Source organism: Tardiphaga sp. 20_F10_N6_6, from assembly GCF_052076045.1.
Classification (GTDB): Bacteria; Pseudomonadota; Alphaproteobacteria; order Rhizobiales; family Xanthobacteraceae; genus Tardiphaga; species Tardiphaga robiniae.
Window position 1 is genome coordinate 1,681,971 of the sequence record NZ_CP197239.1, and the last position, 17,195, is coordinate 1,699,165.

22 protein-coding genes and 1 tRNA gene are annotated in these 17,195 nt (G+C 58.9%); 5 read left to right on the forward strand and 18 right to left on the reverse strand.

Going from position 1 to position 17,195, the window contains the following annotated elements:
- Positions 1-9: 9 nt before the first annotated feature.
- Positions 10-1,071 carry a phosphotransferase family protein gene (locus tag AB7813_RS08080; RefSeq protein ID WP_116661769.1) on the reverse strand — a complete coding sequence of 354 codons (1,062 nt, stop codon included), beginning with the start codon at positions 1,069-1,071 and terminating at the stop codon, positions 10-12.
- A 22-nt stretch (positions 1,072-1,093) separates the two neighbouring features.
- Positions 1,094-2,329 carry an acyl-CoA dehydrogenase family protein gene (locus AB7813_RS08085; RefSeq protein ID WP_068731553.1) on the reverse strand — a complete coding sequence of 412 codons (1,236 nt, stop codon included), beginning with the start codon at positions 2,327-2,329 and terminating at the stop codon, positions 1,094-1,096.
- Between the two features lie 269 nt (positions 2,330-2,598).
- Here AB7813_RS08085 and AB7813_RS08090 point away from each other — a divergent pair, with 269 nt between their 5' ends.
- Together AB7813_RS08090 and AB7813_RS08095 are read left to right on the forward strand one after the other, a co-directional pair.
- Complete coding sequence (locus AB7813_RS08090) at positions 2,599-3,270, forward strand: TetR/AcrR family transcriptional regulator (RefSeq protein WP_231080272.1); 672 nt, start codon at positions 2,599-2,601, stop codon at positions 3,268-3,270.
- A gap of 85 nt (positions 3,271-3,355) precedes the next feature.
- Positions 3,356-4,084 carry a YkgJ family cysteine cluster protein gene (locus AB7813_RS08095; protein ID WP_439083225.1) on the forward strand — a complete coding sequence of 243 codons (729 nt, stop codon included), beginning with the start codon at positions 3,356-3,358 and terminating at the stop codon, positions 4,082-4,084.
- Between the two features lie 117 nt (positions 4,085-4,201).
- On the opposite strand, the gene AB7813_RS08100 is transcribed toward AB7813_RS08095, so the two are convergent.
- Positions 4,202-4,435 (reverse strand): hypothetical protein, encoded by a 234-nt coding sequence (locus AB7813_RS08100; protein ID WP_093762152.1) that lies wholly within the window; start codon positions 4,433-4,435, stop codon positions 4,202-4,204.
- Positions 4,436-4,631: 196 nt separating this feature from the next.
- On the opposite strand from AB7813_RS08100, the gene AB7813_RS08105 reads away from it, so the two are divergent.
- A complete protein-coding gene (locus tag AB7813_RS08105; protein ID WP_439083224.1) occupies positions 4,632-5,246 on the forward strand; it encodes a hypothetical protein in 615 nt (204 codons plus the stop codon).
- Positions 5,247-5,273: 27 nt separating this feature from the next.
- On the opposite strand, the gene AB7813_RS08110 is transcribed toward AB7813_RS08105, so the two are convergent.
- Both AB7813_RS08110 and AB7813_RS08115 read right to left on the reverse strand, forming a co-directional pair.
- Positions 5,274-5,441 carry a hypothetical protein gene (locus AB7813_RS08110; RefSeq protein WP_158596884.1) on the reverse strand — a complete coding sequence of 56 codons (168 nt, stop codon included), beginning with the start codon at positions 5,439-5,441 and terminating at the stop codon, positions 5,274-5,276.
- 508 nt (positions 5,442-5,949) lie between these two features.
- On the reverse strand, positions 5,950-7,074 hold the full coding sequence (locus AB7813_RS08115; protein WP_439083223.1) for a serine hydrolase domain-containing protein: 1,125 nt from the start codon (positions 7,072-7,074) through the stop codon (positions 5,950-5,952).
- A 217-nt stretch (positions 7,075-7,291) separates the two neighbouring features.
- Between AB7813_RS08115 and AB7813_RS08120 the strand changes: the two genes are divergently transcribed.
- Positions 7,292-7,597 (forward strand): hypothetical protein, encoded by a 306-nt coding sequence (locus tag AB7813_RS08120; RefSeq protein ID WP_439083222.1) that lies wholly within the window; start codon positions 7,292-7,294, stop codon positions 7,595-7,597.
- 45 nt (positions 7,598-7,642) lie between these two features.
- Here the strand turns inward: AB7813_RS08120 and AB7813_RS08125 are convergent, their stop codons facing one another.
- The 8 genes from AB7813_RS08125 to AB7813_RS08160 all read right to left on the reverse strand — a co-directional run bounded on the left by AB7813_RS08125 (position 7,643) and on the right by AB7813_RS08160 (position 12,965).
- A complete protein-coding gene (locus AB7813_RS08125) occupies positions 7,643-8,410 on the reverse strand; it encodes a hypothetical protein (RefSeq protein WP_441227969.1) in 768 nt (255 codons plus the stop codon).
- Between the two features lie 99 nt (positions 8,411-8,509).
- A complete protein-coding gene (locus AB7813_RS08130; protein ID WP_439083220.1) occupies positions 8,510-9,550 on the reverse strand; it encodes a hypothetical protein in 1,041 nt (346 codons plus the stop codon).
- A gap of 416 nt (positions 9,551-9,966) precedes the next feature.
- The gene (locus AB7813_RS08135) at positions 9,967-10,164 is read right to left on the reverse strand and encodes a hypothetical protein (RefSeq protein ID WP_439083219.1); all 198 of its coding nucleotides are present in this window, start codon (positions 10,162-10,164) and stop codon (positions 9,967-9,969) included.
- Between the two features lie 23 nt (positions 10,165-10,187).
- Positions 10,188-10,817, reverse strand: coding sequence for a hypothetical protein (locus tag AB7813_RS08140; RefSeq protein ID WP_439083218.1), 630 nt, complete (start codon positions 10,815-10,817; stop codon positions 10,188-10,190).
- Positions 10,818-10,915: 98 nt separating this feature from the next.
- Entirely contained in the window at positions 10,916-11,161 is a 246-nt protein-coding gene (locus AB7813_RS08145) for a hypothetical protein (protein ID WP_439083217.1), read from the reverse strand.
- 97 nt (positions 11,162-11,258) lie between these two features.
- Positions 11,259-12,026: a hypothetical protein gene (locus AB7813_RS08150; protein ID WP_439083216.1), complete on the reverse strand. Its 768-nt coding sequence runs from the start codon at positions 12,024-12,026 to the stop codon at positions 11,259-11,261.
- Positions 12,026-12,541 carry a hypothetical protein gene (locus AB7813_RS08155; RefSeq protein WP_439083215.1) on the reverse strand — a complete coding sequence of 172 codons (516 nt, stop codon included), beginning with the start codon at positions 12,539-12,541 and terminating at the stop codon, positions 12,026-12,028. The genes AB7813_RS08150 and AB7813_RS08155 overlap by 1 nt, the downstream gene beginning before the upstream one ends.
- A gap of 337 nt (positions 12,542-12,878) precedes the next feature.
- Positions 12,879-12,965: transfer RNA gene (locus AB7813_RS08160), tRNA-OTHER, on the reverse strand.
- Positions 12,966-13,156: 191 nt separating this feature from the next.
- Here AB7813_RS08160 and AB7813_RS08165 point away from each other — a divergent pair.
- Positions 13,157-14,377, forward strand: coding sequence for a tyrosine-type recombinase/integrase (locus AB7813_RS08165; RefSeq protein WP_441227970.1), 1,221 nt, complete (start codon positions 13,157-13,159; stop codon positions 14,375-14,377).
- Between the two features lie 534 nt (positions 14,378-14,911).
- Here AB7813_RS08165 and AB7813_RS08170 read toward each other — a convergent pair.
- The 5 genes from AB7813_RS08170 to AB7813_RS08190 all read right to left on the reverse strand — a co-directional run bounded on the left by AB7813_RS08170 (position 14,912) and on the right by AB7813_RS08190 (position 17,183).
- Positions 14,912-15,586, reverse strand: coding sequence for a hypothetical protein (locus AB7813_RS08170; protein WP_441227971.1), 675 nt, complete (start codon positions 15,584-15,586; stop codon positions 14,912-14,914).
- 95 nt (positions 15,587-15,681) lie between these two features.
- Positions 15,682-16,152, reverse strand: coding sequence for a single-stranded DNA-binding protein (gene ssb, locus AB7813_RS08175; RefSeq protein ID WP_441227972.1), 471 nt, complete (start codon positions 16,150-16,152; stop codon positions 15,682-15,684).
- A gap of 60 nt (positions 16,153-16,212) precedes the next feature.
- Complete coding sequence (locus AB7813_RS08180; RefSeq protein ID WP_441227973.1) at positions 16,213-16,422, reverse strand: hypothetical protein; 210 nt, start codon at positions 16,420-16,422, stop codon at positions 16,213-16,215.
- On the reverse strand, positions 16,415-16,879 hold the full coding sequence (locus AB7813_RS08185; protein ID WP_441227974.1) for a hypothetical protein: 465 nt from the start codon (positions 16,877-16,879) through the stop codon (positions 16,415-16,417). Before AB7813_RS08185 ends, AB7813_RS08180 begins: the two co-directional genes overlap by 8 nt.
- A gap of 70 nt (positions 16,880-16,949) precedes the next feature.
- Positions 16,950-17,183: a helix-turn-helix transcriptional regulator gene (locus tag AB7813_RS08190; RefSeq protein ID WP_441227975.1), complete on the reverse strand. Its 234-nt coding sequence runs from the start codon at positions 17,181-17,183 to the stop codon at positions 16,950-16,952.
- Between the last annotated feature and the right edge of the window lie 12 nt (positions 17,184-17,195).

Genomic DNA, 17,195 nt, shown 5'->3' on the forward strand with positions numbered 1-17,195 from the left:
TTCAATCGTTTATTTCGCGCCGGCGAGCTGTGCGTATTTCCACGACGCCTGCGCCAGCGGAACGGTGCGCTTGGCGGATTCCATCGCCTTGGCCGACGACGCGGTGCCATCGCGAACACGGCCGGCAATGCCCTGCAGAATGCCGGTGAGCCGGAACAGGTTGTAGCAATAGTACCAGTTCAGATCCGGCACGGTCTTGCGGCCGGCCTTCTCGCAATAGATTTTCGCGGCTTCATCCATAGTCGGGATGTTGAGCGCCTTGAAATCGAGCCCGTCGAGGCCCGGCATGATCCACTGCATCAAAAGATAAGTGAAGTCGGCCATCGGATCGCCCAATGTCGACAGCTCCCAGTCGAGCACCGCCTGCACCTTCGGCTGCGTCGTATGGAACACCATGTTGTCGATGCGGTAGTCGCCATGCACCACCGACACCCGCTCCTGCTCCGGAACGGAGGTCGGCAGCCATTCGATCAGCCGTTCCATTTCCGGAATGAGCTGCGTCTCCGAGGCGCGGTACTGCTTGGTCCAGCGATCGACCTGACGGGAAAAGTAATTGCCGGGACGGCCGAAGTCGCCGAGCCCGATTTTTTCGGGATCGTAGCTGTGCAGTTGCGCCAGCGTCTCGATCTTCGCCGTGAAGATCGCGCGGCGATCTTCCTTCGGCACCGTCGGCAGCGCCGGATCCCAGAAGATCCGGCCGTCTTCCATCGACATGATGTAGAACGCCGAACCGATGACATTGTCATCGGTGCAGAGTGCGTAGGCCTTGGCGACCGGGAAGCCCTGCTTCCCAAGCGCCGCGATCACCTTGTATTCGCGATCGACGGCGTGCGCCGATGGCAGAAGCTTGCCGAACGGCTTGCGCCGCATCACGTAGGATTGCTTCGGCGTATTCAGCCGATAGGTCGGGTTGCTTTGTCCGCCCTTGAACTGCAGGACGGTCAACGGTCCCTCATAGCCTTCCACATGCTCGCGCATCCAGGCCTCGAGGCTCATCTCGTCGAAGCGATGCCGCTCCTCCACTGGCCTCGTGCCGTTATACTCGTCGTCGCGCTTCACACCATCGGTCACGTCAGTCTCCGCTTAGCGTTTCTTAGTGCTTCGACTCATTGGCATACTTGCGCAGTTCGAGCCGCGCAATGGCACGGTTGTGCACCTCGTCCGGACCGTCGGCGAGACGCATGGTGCGCATCGACGCATAGTCACGGGCGAGACCCGCATCGTCGGACACGCCAGCGGCGCCATAAGCCTGGATCGCGTTGTCGATGATCTTCAGCGCCATGTTGGGGCCGGAGACCTTGATCATCGCGATTTCGAGCTGGGCGGTCTTGTTGCCGACCTTGTCCATCATGTCGGCGGCCTTGAGGCAGAGCAGACGGTTCATCTCGATATCGGTGCGGGCTTCAGCAATGCGCTGCTCCCAGATCGAATATTCGATGATCTTCTTGCCGAAGGCGGTGCGCGACGACAGCCGGCGCACCATCTTCTCCAGCGCTTCCTCGGCCTTGCCGATGGTGCGCATGCAGTGATGGATACGGCCCGGACCGAGACGGCCCTGTGCGATCTCGAAGCCGCGGCCTTCGCCGAGCAGGATATTGCTGGCAGGCACGCGGACATTGTCCAGCTTCACCCGCGCATGGCCGTGCGGTGCATCGTCGAAGCCGAACACCGGCAGCATCTTCTCGATCGTCACACCCTTGGCATCGCGCGGCACCAGGATCTGCGACTGCTGCTGGTGCTTCGCCGCGCTCGGATCGGTCTTGCCCATCACGATCATCACGGCGCAGCGCGGATCGCCCATGCCCGACGACCACCACTTGGTGCCGTTGATGACGTATTCGTCGCCGTCGCGCTTGATCGAGGTCTCGATATTGGTCGCGTCCGACGACGCGACATCCGGCTCGGTCATCAGGAAGGCGGAGCGGATCTCGCCGTTCATCAGCGGCTTCAGCCACTTCTGCTTATGCTCTTTCGAGCCATAGCGCATGAACACTTCCATATTGCCGGTGTCCGGCGCGGAGCAGTTGAACACTTCCGAGGCCCAGCCGATATGGCCCATCTGTTCGGCGAGCAGCGCATATTCCAGATTGCTCAGTCCCGCGCCGTGGAATTCGTCGTCTTCATGCGACGACGGCGGCATGAACATGTTCCACAGGCCTTCGGCCTTCGCCTTCTTCTTCAATTCCTCGACGATCGGGATCACCTTCCAGCGCTCGCCCGCTTCGTCCTGCTGACGATAGATCGGCACGGCGGGGCGGACATGCTTGGTCATGAAGGAGGACACGCGCTCGAGCCATTCGCGCTGGCGGTCCGACATATTGAAATCCATGGGGCGATCCTCGCGTTTTTTAGAATTGTTGGCGGCACTGTTGTCCCGTCGCTGGATCACCGCAAGAGCAAATTTGTCTCTGCTGATGCGGCACAGATCCGCGCGGGGGCGATGGCGTTGAGCAGATGCAATATGCCATCAGGCGCACATTGACATTTCCCGACGCTCAAACGATAGTTTCATACACGCGTTTGAAATGCAATGACCCCGATCCGCGCCGCTTGCATGGGGCCATGTTGCAAAAGGACCGTTTTGATCAGGACGATCGCATGGCAGCAGACCACACACGGACGGCGATCATCACCGCAGCCGAACGGCTCTATGCCGAACGCGGCTTTGCGGATGTGACCATGCGCGACATCGTGGCTGCGGCGGACGTCAATCTCGCGGCGGTGAATTATCATTTCGGCAGCAAGGACGAGTTGATCGCCGAACTGTTCGTGACGCGCAGCCTCGCCACCAATCGCGAGCGTCTGCGCGAATTGAAGGCGGCGGAGGAAGCCGGCGACGGCCGCGCCGACATCCATGCGATCTTCGCCGCCCTCGTCGGCCCGACGCTGCGCGGCTGCCTCGGCCCCGAGAAACAGCGCTCGGACGCCGCGCGCTTCATGATCCGCGCCTCGATCGAATCCGTGCCGCCGATCCGCAAGATCAAGAACCGCGAGGTCGATCACCTCAAGCGCTTCGCCGCGGCGATGCGCCGGTCCCTGCCCGATCAGGACCCCGCGGATATCTTCTGGGCGCTGCATTTTGCGCTGGCCATGGCGCACCAGACCATCCGCGACAGCGAACGCCTGACGCGCATGTCCGACGGGCTGTGCGACCTCAACGATGTGCAGGCGATCACCGACCGCGTGGTCGCGGTCGCGGTCATGGCGCTGACGGGGAAGCCGGCCAAGGCGGCGCTGAAGGAACCGGCCAAAGCGAAAGCGCGCGCCTGAACGGTAAAGCCCGGTTCCCGCTGCAGATTGCTGGTGACGTCCCGCCGATTCGCGGCGTAGGACGGGAGCGGATCGGGACCCCAGCATGAGCGCACAGGACGCCATCGACTTCGTGTCGGACAATATCGCGGAAGTGGGCACGCTGATGCGCTCGCTGTCCGGCCGCTATGAAGGCATCTTCGGCAATCTGCGCGCCGCCTATGGCGTCGCCTTCGAACAGGCGAACAGCATCGCGGACGCCGCACGCGATGCGACCGCCATTGCGGACGCCGCCACGACAGCCATTCGCGACAACATCCCGAACCAGCCGGGCAATGCCTGCACCAGCGGCTGCGCCGCCTGCTGTCATCTCTACGTCCAGGTGCCGCCCGGCACCGCGACCGTGATGGCAAGACATATCGCCGCGCATTTCACGCCGGACGAACAGACGGCACTCCGCACCCGCCTCGAAGTTGCCGCGGCTGCCGCACGCGATGCCGCCGACGTCATGAAACTTCGCATGCGCTGCGCGCTGCTCGGATCGGACAATCGCTGCACGGTCTATGAGGTCCGCCCACTGACCTGCCGCGCCTTCACGTCACGTTCAGTGGCGCGCTGCCACGACGTGGTGTTCGGCGATGTACCCGAGGGCACCGGCGTCGAGCAGAACGCCGCGCATTTCCGCATTCACATGGAAGCGACCTTCGCGCTGGAGCAGTCAGCGCGCAATCGCGGCCTGCCCGATACGCAGAAGGGACTGGCGCAGGCGCTGCTGGACGAGATGGGGACCAGCGATGGGCCTGCACCGGAAGCTAAGCGCCATGCCGGTTCGTGATGGCGAATGCACGACCCCGCTCACGACCAACAGCCGACATGATCGATGAGTATTTCCGTCCCTTCGTCGCGCGACGCTACATTCATATCCAGGGGCTGACGCCCTCCCCGCCACCGGCTATCGGCGCCGCGATTTGCGTGAGTGCTGGACTGGCGCAGGCGCAGCCGGCTGCGACACGAGTGAGCCCGATTGGTTTGTGACGTAGCCGCGGGATTCCTGCAGCCGGCGCTGATAGCCCGGCGAGTTCATGAAGCTGCTGCCACCGCCTCGGGCAGATGCCGCGTCAGCGAGCGCGAGTTCAGCAACGGCAGCCAGGATGAGCAGCGCAGCTTTCTTTGACATGATGGTCATAGTTCGAACCTCTCCGACCTGAGCAAGCAGCGCAAGGCAAAATCGTTCCGATAATCACATGGCACATGGAACGAGGCTGCGAGAGCGCACCAGTGTTCCCGATCACCGCACCGTGATCCTCGCCCACGTAATCATCGCGATCCCCGAACGTAACTCTCACGGCACCACGCCAAAGCGTTACGTGAAAGGACGAAATATGAGAGCGTTTTATGCGGCAGTCACCGGGCTGGGCATTGCCCTGCTGAGTGCAGCCACCATTTCCGCCGCAAGCGCAGCCGAGACGGTTCGCGTGCGCGGCACGGTCGAGAGTGTCGACGGCGCGAAGCTGACGGTCAAAACCCGCGAGGGCAATTCGACCGCGATCAAGCTGAACGACAACTGGAAAGTCACCGGCGTGGCCAAGGCCTCGCTCAACGACATCAAGCCCGGCGACTTCGTCGGCATCGCCTCGCTGCCCAAATCGCGCGGCGGCGACGGCGCCCTCGAGGTGCTGATCTTCCCGGCGGGCATGAAGGGCACCGGCGAAGGCAGCTATCCCTGGGATCTGAAGCCGAACAGCACGATGACCAACGCCACCGTCACCAACGCCGTCAAGGACGTCGACGGCCGCAACATCACGGTGACCTTCCACGGCAAGGAAAAGACCATCTCGGTCGCGGATGACACGACAGTCGTAACCTTTGCGGCTGCCGCGCAGGGCGACCTGAAGCCGGGCATGACGGTGTTCGTACCGTCGCAGAAGGCGGACGACGGAACGCTCACCACCGGCAACGTGGTCGCCGGCACCAATGGCGTCGTGCCGCCGATGTAGCCCGCGCGAAGCGCATTGCGCCGGGGATCAGTCGAGCGGTTTGTCGTCGTCGGTCGGAGGCTCTGCCTCCGGCGAGCAGATGTCGCCGCCGCCGAACTGATCCTCCGGAGCGGGGTGATCTCCGAGAATCGTGAGCGGGTCCGGCTTTTCGCCCGGACCTTCCGGGGCCCGCTCCGCTGGCTTACGAACATTCATACTGGTGCCTCCCTGTGCAAGCCAACGCGGCCCCGTGCAATCCGTTGCATGGGAGGCGACGTCTGCGTTCTGAATGGGAGCGTCCTAGATCCGCGCCGCGATCAGTTGCCGGATGCGCAGAAGGGACTGGCGCAGGCACTGCTGGACGAGATGACGGGTTGATACGGGCCCTGCTCGATGCCGGACGCAACGACTGGCCGGAGAGCTATTTACCGCGCATTAAGCATAAACTGCCATCTTCCCATCGAAGCTGCCGACATAGGTGCCTCAGATGATTTCGGAAGCACAAATTTTACGTTTGATTGCCCTGCCACTGGCAGGTTGCGCCTTCCTGATCGCCGTTTATCTCACGACCGGAATCGGCTTGAGATAAAGCAACGCGGAAGCCGAGCAGCGGCTCATCCGGAAGCGGAAGAATGCGCTATCCCGCAACGCCCTGCCTGCGTTGCCTCCCTTGCGCGGCACCGCCAAGGTGAGCTTGAAAGCTCCACGTCTGAACGGAAGCGTCCTAGCTCCGCGCCGCGATCAGCTGACGGATGAACTCCGGCGCCTTCGCGCTGGGCAACCACCGCGTCACCGCGATCATGTCGGCGTCGCGATCGATCCAGATCATGTTGCCGCCGGCACCGAGCGCATAGACGGCTGTGTCCGGCGCGCCCTTGTTGGCATGCGGCCCGCGGTTCAGCCACCACAGGAAGCCGTAATTCGGCTGCTGCGCAGACTGCGCCCACATCGCATCGATCCAGCCCTGCGACAGCAGCCGCTTTCCATTCCAGTCGCCGCCGCGCGCCATCAACAGGCCGAAGCGCGCATGATCCTCGGCGCCGATGAACATCCCGCCGCCCCAATGGCCGCCGCCCGGCACCGACTGCATCCGCTGGCCGTCGATCTCGACGAAGGAATTGTCATAGCCGACCCACTCCCAGTCCCGGGACGTGCCGATCGGATCCATGATGCGCGCACGCAGCACCTCCGGCAGCGGGTGCTTGAACAGGTTCAGCAGGCAGAGCGACAGCAGGTTCACGCGCACATCGTTATATTCGTAGAAGCTGCCCGGCGTTTGCCACTCGCGCAGCTCGCCCTTGCGGCTGTTGTCGGCATTCGGCGCGACCAGACGGTTGTGATCGATCTGATCGGGCTTGCCGAACAGCTCGCCGCGCCATTCGCTGGTCTGCTCCAGCAGATGCCGCCAGGTAACCTTGGCGTTATGCGCATCCGCAAATAGCGGCCCGGGCACGCGCGTGGCCACCGGCTCGTCGATATCCCCGATCAGCCCGTCATCGACCGCGAGGCCGGTCAGCACGGCGAGATAGCTCTTGGCGATGGAGAAGGTCATATCCGCCCGCGCGATCTCGCCCCACGCCGCCAGCACGCGACCATTTTGCAGCACCATGCCCGCCGAGCCACCGCGCTCGCGCACGGGACCCAGCACCGCGCTCCATGGCCCGACCTCATTCCAGTCCACATTCGGCGCGTAACGGCCATCATCGTAATAAAAGCCGCGCGGCCACGGCGTTTCATTGGCCTGCGCAAAGGCGACAGCAGCGGCGAGCTTGTCCGGCGCGTAGCCGGCGGCGCGCGGATCGACCTTGTCCCAGGCGTTTGCGGCGGGGAAATAACGGGGGTCTGTCATGGGGAATTCAGGCTCACTTTGGATGACAAGCGGCGGTTATTGACCGGATGGGGGGCGGCGGCAAGCGACGACTGCGCGAGTGATTTGGGGAGTGCGGTTATCGCGTCATCGAGAAGATGGGCTGAAATGAGGACTACACATTTCGGGATCGAAATCGTGTGTAGAACCATGATCTCACCGCTATAGGCAAATTACCAGTAACAGATGAGTATCCAAAATGATCAGTGCTATACCGACGATCTCAATTGCCAAGCCAGCGTTCAGCACGCCTTGCAACAATCATCATGAGTTAGTGATGCCCAACGGGAAGTTGTTGTCTGAATGCACCTACGGCGAACTCGACAACTTCACGATGGGTGAATTAAGGAAACTCGCCGGTTTGGATTTTTGGTTCGCTCTGATGGCAGGTGAGGATGAAGACGAGGCGGACTTCGTCGAAGATGGCGAAACGCCAACGCCAGACCCTGAATTCATTTCGGAGGAAGATGACGAACGCCCGCCCGGCGTTATTCGCGCGCACTGATAAAAAATTATCTCGACTAAAGGGCGTGGGCAACCACGCCCTTTCTTACGTTGGGCTTGATGGCGATTGGACCGGCTCTTTTGTCTTTACCGGCCCAAGTTCAAGTATGGGCTCGGCACGAATCTGGTCCGTCTTGAATTTTAAGTATTTCATGTGATCCCCAATCGCTGTGTTCTTTGCGTCGCCATTGGTCGCCAACTCGCTCAAAACAACGACCGTTGTTTGAATTATCTTAAATGCGTTCTCGTATCCGAATACGACTAGGCGGCGTTCAACGCCGACCTTCAATTCAGGGTGCTCGGTTGGATCAGAAAAATCGCCTGTCGGATGCACTGCCTGATCTCGAAATTTGAAAATTTGTTCGACGATGTTTCGCACTTGATCGAAGGTCTTTGGCTTTAACTGAAACGCCTGGCGAATTAATTCTGAAACCTGAGCATGCCTAGCTGATCTGCGTTTTGTTGGATCATAAGGCTCAGCGTCTGATTTCAGCCGATTCTTGATTGCCGCATAAAATGCATCGATAGCTATTGCCGAAGAGGTTATCACCTGCATCGATGTCGCGAACTCTTGCTCCAGGGCGCGATTGCGCTTTTCATCGTCATTGGAATCACGGCCCTCAAGCAGCTCCTGCCGAGCCATCTTCGCAGCCTTGAGGTGGTCAACGGCGATAGCAAGCCAAGATGGACATACGTCGTAATGGAGCGAAGCTTTAACTTCGCCCATTGTGATTTCGCCAGTTTCTTGATTAATCGTTATCGATAGTCCTGACAGCGCAAACGTCGCGCCTTCGGTGATCAAAATTCCCGGCATCCTGACTGTCCCCCTCCAGCATTCTCGCATGTTCTCATAGAATCAAGAATTTAAAGTCTTGATGTCAAAGGGCTAGATCGATGAAATCGCGATTGGTCGCTAGAGTGACTTCGAATAAGAGTCGAAAAGTTGACTGCAGCCGAGGTGCATTTCCATTTCCGTAATTTCTCCCAACCGGAACTCGTTTGACGGCCTAGGACTGAACCAACTGTGCAATTGAGCTTTTGTGATCTTCGTATCGTTGGGCGACATTCCTAACGCTGTTCCGATCATTGGTCTTTCGTGAAGACTTCCACCATCAGCCAACAACCGAAGGTTTTGGTCGTGATACGCGAAACCAAGAAAAACGATCTGCCCGGCCTCGCGAATAACTTCTTTTATACGCTCGCTTTCAACACGCTCCGTATAGGTTTTTAACGTTTTGCTCCCGATTGCAAGATAGTCAGCGGTCTCTGCGCCAAAGGGCGCACGCGCGCTGACTCCCATTATTCCATCAAGCTCACCAGTTGTCCCGTAAGGATGAATGATCTCCGCCTTCATGAGTATGGAGATCGCTTCGGTATGCTCGATGTTATAAAAACGTTGAAGCGCGTTTATGAAAAAATGCTCAACGCATCGATCATAATTGAAGATGATGAACTTGGATTGATCGAAAATCTTGTGTCTGTCTGCGTGAGGTAATCCCCGTCCGAGTAGTCGCATCAACTTTACAAGCCAAGTATTCGAACATTCCCGAAAATCTATAGTCGCCAATTCGTGCGCCATGGCAGTCGTAGGGTCGAAGTGAAGAAGCGATGAGCGCTCTGCTTCTAAGATGCATTTCGCAATGGCCGCCTTCCCATAATTGACTATTCTCTGGTCGTGTTGATGCACGTGAAGAAAATCGTCAATCGAACTTGCGAGGATAATTCCGTCGCGGATGAACCATCCGGCTAACTGATACTCTCGCGCCTCTTTTGGAAATTGACGACGGATATCCTCGAAAAGCTCGCCGTCGCCGCTCAAGACTTCTCGGCCAAACCTGTCAAAATTGATATCAAGTTTTTTGCTGATCTCGGCCGCCAACTCACTGCCAACGGGAAGGCCGAACTCTTTGCTGGCGCCAGCCCCAACCACGAAAACAGTATTGTGCCTTAGCATCCCCGGCCCCCTGATCCTTACGGCCTAGATGATTCTCGCTGCACAGGTGCTTCGCAATGCCTAAAAGCTGTAGGTCGAAATTAGCGTGATTTGCTCCAAACGCAGGTCCACAATTGGGCTACAAATCCGCACACGAACCGCAATCTAATGCATTGATTTTAATTGTATTGTTTGATTTGGAGCGGGTAGAGGGAATCGAACCCTCGTATTCAGCTTGGAAGCCTCGTCCATATCCCTCACGCAACATCACTGATGTTCACTAAACAGCGTAAAACAAGCACTTTGCTGATTTTTGAGACTCCCGCGAATTCACTCCAATTACCCAAATCGACGCCTAAATCACCCCTCGCTGCGCCCGATGAGCGCCCTAGAATTTGGGCTGCCCGGCGAAAACCGGAAAAGAAAAAAGCGCCGTGTCAATCCACGGCGCTCTCTTTATCACTTCTTTTCTTGGACCGCGAATGCCTGGTCAGCTTCGCTAGTTGCCGCTTCGTCCTCGCCCGCTCATCATCATCCTCGGCATCCTCCACACGCTGTTTGAAGATCAGCACCAGCTTCTCATGCAGCGGGCGCTTCTCGTGGGAGCCGTCGAGGGTTTTGAGGAATAGGATCATGTAGCAAGGATACGGTCACGACATCACCCGAACATATCCTGTTGCACCCCCAGGGTAGTATCCCACAAGGCCGCCGAGTTCTGCGACTCGATCCTCTCAGCAATCACAGCCGCACGCTGAGTTGCCGTGGGCGGCAGGTACGAGCCGAAGCGCGACAGCGATCCGCAGTTGACGGCTGCGTTGGTCGAGTCGGCCGATGACAGCGGCAGCTTTGAGAAAATCGCTGGGTCCAACATCCTTAGACCATGCAGCTTGCACGGTGGCCGGCCTTGCTCGTCACACAGAGCGGTCATTGCCTCGCCCATCCGCTGCCACCAGGCCGCCGTACCAGGCGTTCGCCATTGCCCCGACGAGCCGATGGCCACGGTCGGCCACTCCAGTGCCAGGTATAGCAGGCGTTCGATCGACTCGTGCATATGCCAGACCGGCACGCCACGGATGTTCGCCGGCCACTGCTCGATCAGAGCATCGTTTTCTTCCTCACTGCCATCGATGACATCGGGGATCAGCGCCCAGTCAAAGCCAGGATGGCGATGCCACTCCTCGCACCATGCGATATAGCCGGCTACGTCGAGCTGGCCGCCGGTTTTCCAGACTGAGAACGCGCTGTTGTCGAAGCAAAACGTCTGGCAGAACTCGGCGACCGCGCCCATGTCATCACGCCTGAACCATGGCACTAGAGCGTGACGGCCGACCAAGAAACGTGCGGCATCCTGGCGCGACCCTCCGATTGGGGTGCCGTGATAGTGGATCATTCGCCGCGACGCGTTTCGACATCGACGCCGTGGTGATGCGCGCGTAGAACCTGGACGGTGCCAGGAAATTGCGCGATCAGCGCGTCGGCCATTTTCTCGTGGTACTCCTGCTGCCACATCTGGCAGGCCACGACCACCTTTTCGACATATATCATCTTCTTGGACTGGATCTCCAAGTCGTAGATGATCGGCTTGCTGTTAGCTGGGCAGGCAATGACAAATTGATGTCGATAGATATTCATATGATCAACGCCGCGTTGTTGCGCAGCTGGTAGGTTAGTTTCACGTATTATATTTGATTAATGGCTTCCCGTGTAAAGCGGGGGTACTGCGTGACTTCTACGCAACACGCGCGAGATCGGCAGCGCGCTGAATAACATCAGTCGCCCGAGAAAACGGAATTAGCTTTGCGCCAACTTGAAGCAGATTCAGATCAGCAGGCGACCACCGCTCTGCGTCATCGTATACAATACGCTGGTCGATAGTGGCATCGTCTGTGCTTCTGACATCCAGATGCGCGACAACACGAGCATTGATAGATGAAGGGTCGTTAGCGACAGCGTCAACGATCAATCGGCGTCCGTTTGGAAACGAGATCACATTCGCAAACTTATGCGGTTTATTGCTTTTTCCAACGATCGTTGCTGGCGTGACCTGCTCCTCATACTTATTCTTGAGAAATTCAGCGAGCATCCGGCGGAAGTCTCGGCTGCTCTTTAGCCGATGATGGTCATATAGCCATTGGGCAACATCACGTGATGCATTAGCCACCGCCAGAATTGCCAAAGGTGCAGCTTCGATAGGCATACGCGCAGACCTGATTATCCCCTCGCTTATTTCCAGACCTTGGGGGCGAACGAGCCCGCGAAGCAGTTGATCAGGGTTCCTGATCACAGCACCCGCGCTTAACGCTTCGCCCACAGCTTCGCCTTCGTCAGATGCAAAGAGCGTCTCTACTCCACCGCGAACTACAACCCTGACCAAGCCATTGGACGGGTACATACAGTGTGTTGTGAAGCGGACGCCATCAGGCATAACTTCAATCTCAGAGAGATCTCGCATCCCGCTTTGGATCGCGTCAGCTATATGTTCCAGCGACTGGGTCATCAGAATAGTCTTTCCGGCCTTGGCAGGTCGATCATGTGATCTGGACCTAGACCGATTACGTTATTGTCGGCGCAGAACCAACGCAGGATAGCGTCAAAACTACGAGCGCCGGTGACGAAATTCTCGGCGTTGTGAAGCTTAACAGGCAGACTGCCGCTCCTGCAGAATCGTCGGTTCACTCGCCAGGAGTGGTAGTGCGGCCCTTTGACGATCATAGGGACATTGTCGTCTTCAATCCTGTTCGCATTTGGATGCGTCTCGTCGGTGTGGTCGAGGCGACATACCGCCCCAGGAAACAGTATTCCGAGCCTGAACTTAAGAAATCGAGCGTCAGGGAAGCTGACAACCATCAACTGCGCGCCGGTCAGCTCACCGTCTATGGAAAGAGGGTAATGTTTGACTTTTTCATAAGGGTTAAACCCTTTCGCCCACGGGATCGGAATCTCGACGCCTACCGCTACCTTCGGTCTACGTAAAAAGTCGTCCACCGCAGATGCCACATCTGCTGCGGTCATCACCCCTCCAACCCTACCCTGAGGTGAACTGTAACCAAATGTTCCGGAGACGGGAATTGGTAGTTCGATGCAATGCCGACTAATGAGCCGGCACCAGCCTTGTAGTCTGAATACCTAGCGCACTAAAAATCACCCGACTTCACGGAATCACCTTCAAAACAGGGAGATCCGCGATTCATTGATAGTTTCGGCTATAAGGCATTGAATCTATTGGCGATTTAGCGCGCGCCCGAGGAGCGCCCCAAGAATGTCGTGGACAGTCTGATTAGCGACTCTTGACGACGGTTTCGCCCTATGCAACTCATTGAATCGTAAGTGATTTTTTGGATAGGGAGGGTGGAGCGGGTAAAGGGAATCGAACCCTTGTATTCAGCTTGGAAGGCTGCGTGGACCCGATAATCCAACGTCATCACACGTAACCCGCACTCGCCGCACGTCATTGATTCACAAGGCGAAATTGACCCGAACGGAAAATTTCGCTTACGCTTCAGACGGGGGTCACTTTGGCCCCTGGGGCACCCTGAAGGGCACCCTGAGCATCAAGAAAATGAGGCGTGAAACGTGCTAACGAAAACCCAAATAGAGGCCGCCATCCGAGAGTGTGAAGGCGAAACCGTGCTGTACGACGGCGCGCGCCAGCGAGGCGAAGGAAGCCTGCGGATTCGCATCCGCCGCACCAGCGCGGGCGTGAATGCAATCTGGTTCGCCCACTGGAAGAAAGCCGGCGAGCGCGGCAAAAAGCAGCTGGGCCGGTTCCCCGATATGTCGCTGGCCGAAGCCCGCGCGAAGTTCACCGACGAAATCAGGCCGCTGGTGAAGGCGTCGCCGAAGCCGAAGATTGCGATTGCCCACCAGAACGAAACGCCGACCGTTGAAAACCTGTTCATCAAATACGTTGCACACCTGGAAGCCCGCGAAGCCGGTTCCGCCCCGCACGTTAAGCACGCGTTGCTGTCGGGAAAATACAACGCCGCCGACCAAATCGGCCGCTCCACGTTGGCCGGCGACGTAACACCTTCCGACGTTCGAAAGCCGCTGGTTGCCGCAGCGAAGCGCAAGGCGCTTCGAACGGCAGACATCCAGCGTACTTGCATGTCGGCGGCGTTCGGGTGGGGAATGCGGGCGGCGAATGACTACACGCAGGATGTGACATACGATTGGGGGATAACGTCGAACCCTGTTGCAGCTGTGCCGAAGGACCCGCGCGCGAACAAGGCCCGTGATCGCAATCTATCGCCCGAAGAAATGGCCGCCGTTTGGGCGAACCTGACCGACGAAGGTTCAGGCGACTGCGCACGCCTGGTGATGCTGTGCGGCCAACGCGTGCAGGAAACCATCAAGGTGGACGGGCGCGAAGTCGATACGGCGCGCGCGCTGTGGACGATCCCGGCGAAAAAGACGAAGGGCCGCAAGCACCAGCACATCATCCCGTTGCCGCCCCAGGCCAACGAGATATTTAAGCGCCTGAAGCGCTGGCACGGCGATGGCCCGCTGTTCCCTGCCCGCACAGGATCGAAGGCCGAACGCATGGGGTTCCTGGCCGTGTCGCATCACATCGCTTCGCTGAAGTGCTGCGATGCGTTCCAGGCGCGCGACCTGCGCCGCACCTGGAAATCGCGCATGGGCGACGGCGCCCTGGTGGACCGCTTCACGCGCGACCTTTTGCAGCAGCATGCGCGCAAGGATGCCGGCGGCATTCACTACGACCACACGGACTATCTGCCGCAGATGCGCACCGCGATGGTGAAGTGGGGCAAGTGGTTTGAAAAGAACGTGGCTCAGGTTGCGAAAAAACAACGCAAGCCGCAGGACGATGACATGAAGATGGCGGCTTAGGGTATACTGGCGTTTCTCGCTGGTTGCATCACTTAGGTGACTAGCCCTGCAACGGAAATCAGCGGATTGCGACCCGCCGCCAGCGAGAAACGAATTTAAGGATGCGACCAGCCAGTACGGTGAATCCAAGTAGCGAGCCACCCTGCAACGGTGTCAACCTTCCGGCGAGACGAACCAGAAAACTATGAGCATGGCGACAATGGCAAGCTTCTGGCCCGTACATCCCGGAGAGACGGGGCGTTTGATCCCTGGCAACAGGGGCCACACGCATGCGGATTACGGAATGCGCCTTGCTTCGGCTATCTAAGCGCGTTCTTTAGTGCGCAGCCGTGTGGCGAGGAATACGCGAAAGATAGCCAGGGAAAGTTCGCCCATGCGCCGCGCAAGCGCATTTGTTTGAACTGGCCGCCGCAATTAACTTTTCCCCCACGAAAGCCCGATGACGCCGGAAACCGGCATAGGGCACGGCGCAGCGAAATGCATTAGCCGCCAACCAGAAACCCCCGATGCGGCTACGCGCCGGGGGTTTCGCCTTTATGCGGCTTCGCTATCTTCACCTGGTGCGTTGTCGTTCGCCGCTTCCATCGCGCCGTGTTCATGGCAATGAGGCACGCCGACATCAAGCCAGCGTTTCGTCACGCGCACGGTGTAGCCGCATTCGGTGCACTCGCACTTCAGCAGCCTGGTGGTTTGTTTCTTCGGCAGATCGTTGACGGGTTCGCCGTCGCCATCACCGCCGGCAGCATCGACGCCGCCGCCGCCTTTCTTGAACAGCTTCACGCCGCCTTCGCCGCGCACCTTCAGCTGTGCGTGCGGTATCTCGCCTAGTTCGTCAATGAACGGCTGCACCCAAGCTTTGAATTCGTCACCTGGCACCGACGACGTGAAGGGCCGCACCATGCCCGTGGCTTTCATCATGGCCGCAAACTCGCCCTTGTGGCCTTCCTTCAGGCCGACAGCTGCATGGATAAGTTCGTGGTTCAGAATCGCGGCAATCGCCATGCTGGTGGCTTCGGACGGCGATATGAAAATGGTGTAGTGCTTGTCATCCGTGCATGCGTCGGACCAGCATTGCCCGTTCGCGCCGCCGTTGGCTCCGCCCGACGTAAAGCCGATGGATACGCGGAATTTCGGCAGCGGGTGGCCGAGTTCTTCAAAACGCGGCGCCAGCTTGGCGGCCAGTTCATTCAACCAGGTTTCGCGGTTCATCGTGAATTCCTAAGTACGTTTAAACAGATTGAATTGTGTCATGAAAAACCCGCCACGCGGGCGGGTTCATCATCATGTGTTGTGTGCGCGCGACATCAGAACGGGATATCGTCGTCCATGTCCGCCAGGTTCGCCGGCGCGGCCTGCTGACGCTGTTGCGGCTGCGACGCGGGCCGCTGCTGCTGGCGTTCCTGGCGCTGCCCGCTGTCGCCGCTGCCTTCGGACTTCCCGCCCAGCATCTTCATGGCGCCGCCGATGCTGTCCACCACCACTTCGGTGCTATAGCGGTCAGCGTTGGTGTCCTTGTCTTGCCACTTGCGAGTTTGCAGCTTGCCTTCGAAGTAAACCTGCGCGCCCGACTTCAGGTATTCGCCACAGATTTCCGCGAGCTTGCCGAACACGACGACGCGGTGCCACTCCGTCTTTTCCTTGCGTTCGCCACTGTCCTTGTCCTTCCACGTTTCCGTGGTGGCCAGTGACAGGTTGGCGATAGCGCCACCGCTGGGCGTGTAGCGAATTTCAGGATCGCGCCCGAGGCGCCCGATTAGTTGAACCTTATTCAGCATGATGTATTTGCATCCGTGAGAAACGCGGCCAGCACTACGCCGGCCGCGTGAGTTGAAAAATCAGCGGTGATACCGTGCGAAGACATCGGCGCATGCAGCGTTGCAAAACAGCCTGTTGTCGTTCGCTGGGAACAGTTCTCCGCACTTCGGGCTACGGCATTCACCGATAGCGCGAAGCCGGGAGGATGCCGCCGACGCCGCACGCTGGCGCGCGATGGCATCGGCCAGGTTCACCGCGTCGGCGTCTTGCGCCTTGTCGATGTCATCCATGGCGATTGCACGGGCACCCGGCGCAGTTCTCGCGGTGCGTGTAGCCAACGCAGCACACCTGGCCGAATACGGACGCATATGCTCGCCTATCGTGATCGGTGTTGGCTCGCTGCGGCGCGTTGTCGTTCGCCGCCTTCGGTGCGACCGTGGCCGCGCTGTGTGTGCGCTCCATGGCGATGACGGCGCCCGCCAGGTAGTTGATGGCGCCCAGCAGTTCGCGCACGGCGGCATCGTGCGGCAGGCGCTGGGACTCTTCCGATTTCTTGAACGCCTGGTACAGCAGCGAACCGACGCCGAAGCGTTGCGCGCCAGTCTGCATCACCTGTTCGTGGAACGGTTCGCCGTTGGAGTGCCGTTCATGGCCCTTGCCTTCGGACGCTTGCAAGAACGCGCGGTGCAGGACATCCGCCAGCCGTTCGTAACCTGGTGCGCCCATTTCTTCGATGTAATTTGCCAACACGCGTTCATCGCGCTGGCGTCGTGTAGCCCCGTTTCCCATGATGGATTCAGCCCATTTCAGTGTTTTGTTACGCGGCCCTTTCGGCCGCTTCGGTGTTGTCGTTCGCTGGTGCCAGGTGTTCTTGTGATGCCTCCCAATCTGCCAGCTTGTCTTCCGGGTAACGGACGCGCGTACCGAACTTGATGTATGGCGGACCTTTCTTTTTGTGCCGCCAGTTGTTCAGCGTGCCTTCCGTCACCGCGTTGCCCCAGCGCTCTATGACTTCGCGGGAGGTGAGTTTTCGCGGCTCCGGATTTTTCATTTCGATATGCCC